General features: G+C 66.7%; 5 protein-coding genes. 4 read left to right on the forward strand and 1 reads right to left on the reverse strand.

Annotation, left to right across the window (positions count from 1 at the left end):
* Positions 1-146 precede the first annotated feature (146 nt).
* The 3 genes from uvrA (at position 147) to AB839_RS20760 (ending at position 4,363) form a co-directional block, all read left to right on the forward strand.
* The gene (uvrA, locus tag AB839_RS20750; protein WP_061480766.1) at positions 147-3,140 is read left to right on the forward strand and encodes an excinuclease ABC subunit UvrA; all 2,994 of its coding nucleotides are present in this window, start codon (positions 147-149) and stop codon (positions 3,138-3,140) included.
* Positions 3,140-3,547, forward strand: coding sequence for a thioesterase family protein (locus AB839_RS20755; RefSeq protein ID WP_061480767.1), 408 nt, complete (start codon positions 3,140-3,142; stop codon positions 3,545-3,547). The genes uvrA and AB839_RS20755 overlap by 1 nt, the downstream gene beginning before the upstream one ends.
* Before the next feature lie 90 nt (positions 3,548-3,637).
* Positions 3,638-4,363 carry a hypothetical protein gene (locus AB839_RS20760; protein WP_061480768.1) on the forward strand — a complete coding sequence of 242 codons (726 nt, stop codon included), beginning with the start codon at positions 3,638-3,640 and terminating at the stop codon, positions 4,361-4,363.
* A 43-nt stretch (positions 4,364-4,406) separates the two neighbouring features.
* On the opposite strand, the gene AB839_RS20765 is transcribed toward AB839_RS20760, so the two are convergent.
* Positions 4,407-4,853 carry a copper chaperone PCu(A)C gene (locus AB839_RS20765; RefSeq protein WP_061480769.1) on the reverse strand — a complete coding sequence of 149 codons (447 nt, stop codon included), beginning with the start codon at positions 4,851-4,853 and terminating at the stop codon, positions 4,407-4,409.
* A 34-nt stretch (positions 4,854-4,887) separates the two neighbouring features.
* Here AB839_RS20765 and AB839_RS20770 point away from each other — a divergent pair, with 34 nt between their 5' ends.
* Positions 4,888-5,664, forward strand: a complete 777-nt coding sequence (locus tag AB839_RS20770) for an enoyl-CoA hydratase/isomerase family protein (protein WP_061480770.1) — start codon at positions 4,888-4,890, stop codon at positions 5,662-5,664.
* The last annotated feature ends 28 nt before the right edge of the window (positions 5,665-5,692 follow it).

Consider the following 5,692-nt stretch of genomic DNA (forward strand, 5'->3'; position numbering starts at 1 on the left):
CCCCTGCCTGTCGGCCTGTCTCACAAGGTGAGACACCGGGCTGGCATTGTCGCCCATTGCCCCCATCTGGTCACCTCGGTAGGCTGACCGATTGCCGTTCCCTGCTGGCCCGGCACCCAGCCAACGCCCCCACAACCGGATCCCCCATGGCGATGGATTTCATCCGCATCCGCGGCGCGCGGACGCACAACCTGAAGAACCTCGACCTCGACCTGCCCCGCGACAAGCTGATCGTGATCACCGGCCTGTCCGGCTCGGGCAAGTCCTCGCTGGCGTTCGACACCATCTATGCAGAAGGCCAGCGCCGCTATGTCGAGTCGTTGTCGGCCTATGCGCGCCAGTTCCTGAGCGTGATGGAAAAGCCGGACCTGGACCACATCGAGGGCCTGTCCCCGGCGATCTCGATCGAGCAGAAGTCGACCTCGCACAACCCGCGTTCGACGGTCGGCACGATCACCGAGATCTACGACTACCTGCGCCTGCTGTACGCCCGCGTCGGCACCCCGCGCTGCCCGGACCACGGCTACCCGCTGGAAGCACAGACGGTCAGCCAGATGGTCGACCAGGTGCTGACCCTGGACCCGGAACAGCGCTACATGCTGCTGGCGCCGGTCATCCGCGACCGCAAGGGGGAGCACGCGCAGGTATTCGACCAGCTGCGTGCGCAGGGTTTCGTGCGCGTGCGCGTGGACGGCGAGCTGCATGAGATCGACGCGGTGCCGCCGCTGGCGCTGCGCCAGAAGCACACCATCGAGGCGGTGATCGACCGCTTCCGCCCACGCGAGGACATCAAGCAGCGCCTGGCCGAGAGCTTCGAGACCGCGCTGAAGCTTGGCGACGGCATGGCGTCGGTGCAGAGCCTGGACAACACGGAAACCGCGCCGACCCTGTTCTCCTCCAAATACTCCTGCCCGGTCTGCGATTACTCGCTGCCGGAACTGGAGCCGCGCCTGTTCTCGTTCAACGCACCGATGGGCGCCTGCCCCGGCTGCGATGGCCTGGGCATGGCCGAGTTCTTCGATCCCTCGCGCGTGGTGGTGCACCCCGAGCTGTCGCTGGCCGCCGGTGCGGTGCGCGGCTGGGACCGCCGCAATGCCTACTACTTCCAGCTGATCGCTTCGCTGGCCAAGCACTACCGGTTCGACGTCGACGCGGCCTGGAACTCGCTGCCGGACAAGGTGCAGCAGGCCGTGCTGTACGGCAGCGGCGATGAAGCGATCACCTTCACCTACTTCACCGAAGCCGGTGGCCGCACCCAGCGCAAGCATCGCTTCGAGGGCATCATTCCCAACCTCGAGCGCCGCTACAAGGAAACCGAATCGCCGGCGGTGCGCGAAGAGCTGTCCAAGTACATCAGCGAACAACCCTGCCCGGAATGCCATGGCGCGCGCCTGAACAAGGCTGCACGCAATGTGTTCGTGGCCGACCGCCCGCTGCCGGAGCTGGTGGTGCTGCCGATCGACGAGGCGCTGAAGTTCTTCAGCGAGCTGAGCCTGCCGGGCTGGCGCGGCGAGATCGCCGCGAAGATCGTCAAGGAAATCGGCGAACGCCTCGGCTTCCTGGTCGACGTGGGCCTGGATTACCTGACCCTCGAGCGCAAGGCCGACACCCTGTCCGGTGGCGAGGCGCAGCGCATCCGCCTGGCCAGCCAGATCGGCGCCGGCCTGGTCGGCGTGATGTACGTGCTCGACGAACCGTCGATCGGCCTGCACCAGCGCGACAACGAACGCCTGCTCGGCACCCTCACCCGCCTGCGCGACCTCGGCAACACGGTGATCGTGGTCGAGCATGACGAGGACGCGATCCGCCTGGCCGACTACGTGCTGGACATCGGCCCGGGCGCGGGCGTGCATGGCGGCGAGATCGTCGGCCAGGGCACACTGCAGGACATCCTGGAGGCACCGCGCTCGCTGACCGGCCAGTACCTGTCGGGCAAGCGCGCGATCGAGATCCCGGCGCGCCGGCACAAGCCGAACCCGAAGATGACCCTGCACCTGCGTGGGGCCAGCGGCAACAACCTCAAGGGCGTGGACCTGGCGATTCCGTCGGGCCTGCTGACCTGCGTGACCGGCGTGTCCGGCTCCGGCAAGTCGACCCTGATCAACGACACCCTGTTCTCGCTGGCTGCCAACGAGATCAACGGCGCCTCGCACCCGATCGCCCCGTACAAGGAGATCGATGGCCTGGACCTGTTCGACAAGGTGGTGGACATCGACCAGTCGCCGATCGGCCGCACCCCGCGTTCGAACCCGGCCACCTACACCGGCCTGTTCACTCCCCTGCGCGAACTGTTCGCACAGGTGCCCGAAGCGCGTGCACGCGGCTACTCGCCGGGCCGCTTCAGCTTCAATGTGCGTGGTGGCCGCTGCGAGGCCTGCCAGGGCGATGGCCTGATCAAGGTCGAGATGCACTTCCTGCCGGACGTGTACGTGCCGTGCGATGTCTGCCACGGCAAGCGCTACAACCGCGAGACGCTGGAGATCCTGTACAAGGGTTTCAACATCAACGACGTGCTGGAAATGACCGTCGAGGATGCACTGAAGCTGTTCGAGCCGGTGCCGTCGATCGCACGCAAGCTGGAAACGCTGGTCGACGTCGGCCTGAGCTACATCAAGCTGGGCCAGAGCGCGACCACGCTGTCCGGTGGCGAAGCGCAGCGCGTGAAGCTGTCCAAGGAACTGTCGCGCCGCGATACCGGCCGCACCCTGTACATCCTCGACGAGCCGACCACCGGTCTGCACTTCCACGACATCGAAGCGCTGCTGGGCGTGCTGCACAAGCTGCGCGACGAAGGCAACACGGTGGTGGTGATCGAGCACAACCTGGACGTGATCAAGACCGCCGACTGGATCGTCGATCTGGGTCCGGAGGGTGGCCACCGCGGCGGCACCATCCTGGTCACCGGCACGCCGGAAGACGTGGCGGCCTGCCCGCAGTCGTACACCGGCCAGTTCCTGGCCCGCATGCTGCCCTCCACCAGCGCGCGCCCCGAGCAGCCGGCCGCCGTGGCCAACAAGCCTGACGCCCGCCCGCCGCGCAAGGTGAAGCCCGAGAAGCCCGCCAAGGTGGCGAAGAAGGCCGTGGCCGCCAAGAGCACCGGCAAGGCCAGCAAGAGCACGTCGAAGAAGAAGGACGCCTGATGAGCAGCGAACACAAGATCCTGGCCCGCATCCCGATCAGCGTGCGCTGGCGTGACATGGACAGCATGGGCCACGTCAACAACGCCAAGTACATTTCCTACCTGGAAGAAGCGCGCGTGCGCTGGATGCTGGGCGTGGACGGCGTGTCGATGACCGACCGCATCGCCCCGGTCGTGGCCGCGACCAACGTCAATTACCGGCTGCCGATCGTGTGGCCCAACGACATCGTGGTCGAATTGTTCGTCGAGCGCCTGGGCAACAGCAGCGTGACCATCGGCCACCGCATTGTCGACCAGCAGGACGCGTCGAAGCTGTATTCCGACGGCAACGTGGTGGTGGTCTGGATGGATACCCAGACCGGCAGGAGCGCGCCGCTGCCTGAGGCGATCCGCAGCGCTTCCACCTGAAGGTAGTGCCGGCCGCTGGCCGGCAACCTCCAGACGCTTCGCGCATGCCGGCCAGCGGCCGGCACTACCGAACCCATTCAAAGGACTGAGATGATCCACCAGACTGAACTGCGCGACCTGCTGCCCGGCATGGTCCCCTTCCCTACCGATGTCTTCCCCGCCGACCAGACGTGGCTCGGCAAGCACCTGCTGCCGCTGCTGAAGATCGACCTCGGTGTGCTGCGCCCTGAACTGGCCGGCCAGGTGGCGACGATGCTGTGCCCGATCGAGCCGTACGACGGCTGCATCGGCGAAACCACCGAAGAACACCACAACGATTTCACCGGCACCAACTGGATCGCCTTCGAGCTGACCACCGGCAACCAGATGCGCTTCCTCGGCAACGAGGGCTATTTCATCGGCGACGCAGTACAGGACAAGGACGCGCAGGAACACATTGCGCAGATGCGCGACAGCTACGCCAAGGCCCGCCACTACCACGCCACGCATGGCCGCCTCGCCTGCTACTCGCGCTACGGCAAGGGTGAGGCCAGCGAGCGCGATTATCTGGATACGCTGGGGGGACAGATTTCCTGTGGCAACTGGATCGAAACGGCCGATATTCCGGCCGCCTTCACCCTGGAATTCACCGACGCCGCCAACGACCGGCATGCTCCAGATGATGCCGAACTGGCGATCATCCGCCGCGATGGCCACAAGTTCTTCGCCGTCGCCGAAGTCGCCGGCTACAACTGGTGCGCCACCGGCCCCGACGCGATCGTGATGCTGTATGAGCCGGTAAGCCGCACGGTGCTGTTCTCGTACGACTGGTCGTAAGACCCTGCGGTAGTGCCGGCCGCTGGCCGGCACTACCCGACCGTCATTTCGCGGCCTTGCGCACGGTCAACGCCGCACTCGCTTCGCCGCCGCCTTCCAGCTGCAGCCGCAGCGGTACCGCCTGCCCCTCCTTCAGCGCGCCCTGGCCCCGCATCAGCATCAGGTGCAGGCCACCGGGCTTGAGTTCGGCACGCGCGCCGGCTGCCAGCGGCAGGCGTTCGATCGCACGCATGCGGCTGACCCCATCGACAATCGTGGTCTCGTGCAGCGACACGTCGCCGAAACTACTGCTGGTCGCACCGGTGATCACCACCGCCCTGCTGCAGCCGTTGTGGATCACGCCATAGCCGGCAGTCATGGGCATCGCCGGATTCGGTGGCAACCGCGCCCAACCCTGCTCCATCGTGACGCAGCGTGATTCCGCAGCCGAAGCCGATGCTGCGGCCGCACACAGCACCCACAGTACGCCAACGAATGGTTTGGTTATCATCGCCCAGGTTCCTTCTTCGCAACGAGACCGCAGCATGACGACGCTCATCGAGGTGATCAACCACGGCCCCATCCGCGAACTGCGCCTGGCGCGGCCGCCGGTCAATGCACTGGACAACGATCTGTGCCGGCAGTTGATCCATGCCATCGAACTGGCCATGGCCGAAGACGCGCACGGCATCGTGCTGTCGGGCAGCGAGCGCATCTTCACCGGTGGAATGGACGTGCCGCACCTGCTCTCGCATGGCGATGACAAGCACAGGCTGCTGGACACCTGGAACGCTTTCTTTGGCGCCGTGCGCACACTGGCCGAGAGCCGCATCCCGGTGGTCGCGGCGATCACCGGCCACGCCCCGGCCGGCGGCTGCGTGCTGGCCCTGTGCTGCGACTACCGGGTAATGGCGCGCAGCGCCGATCCGTCGCGGCCGTATGCCATCGGCCTGAACGAGGTGCAGGTGGGCCTGATCGCGCCGGAGGGCATCCAGCGCCTGCTGCGCCGTGCGGTGGGCGTGCACCGCGCCGGCGTGCTGCTGACCACCGGTTCGCTGGTACCGGCCGAACAGGCGCTGCAGATCGGCCTGGTCGATGAACTGGCCGAAGGCGACCTGGTGGTGGCCCGCGCCGTGGCCTGGCTGCAGAACCTGCTGAAGCAGCCTCGGCAGCCGATGCTGCTGACCCGCGCCATCGCTCGCGCCGACCTGCACGAAGCGCTGCACCCGGACCTGATCCAGCTCGACCGCTTCGTCGACGCCTGGTTCGCTCCGGACGCACAGAACGCCCTGCAGGCCCTGGTCGCCCGGCTGGGCAAGTAGGCGGTTGGGGCATCGCGTGGCATCGGGG

The sequence above is a fragment of the Stenotrophomonas sp. DDT-1 genome, assembly GCF_001580555.1.
Taxonomy (GTDB): Bacteria; Pseudomonadota; Gammaproteobacteria; order Xanthomonadales; family Xanthomonadaceae; genus Stenotrophomonas; species Stenotrophomonas sepilia.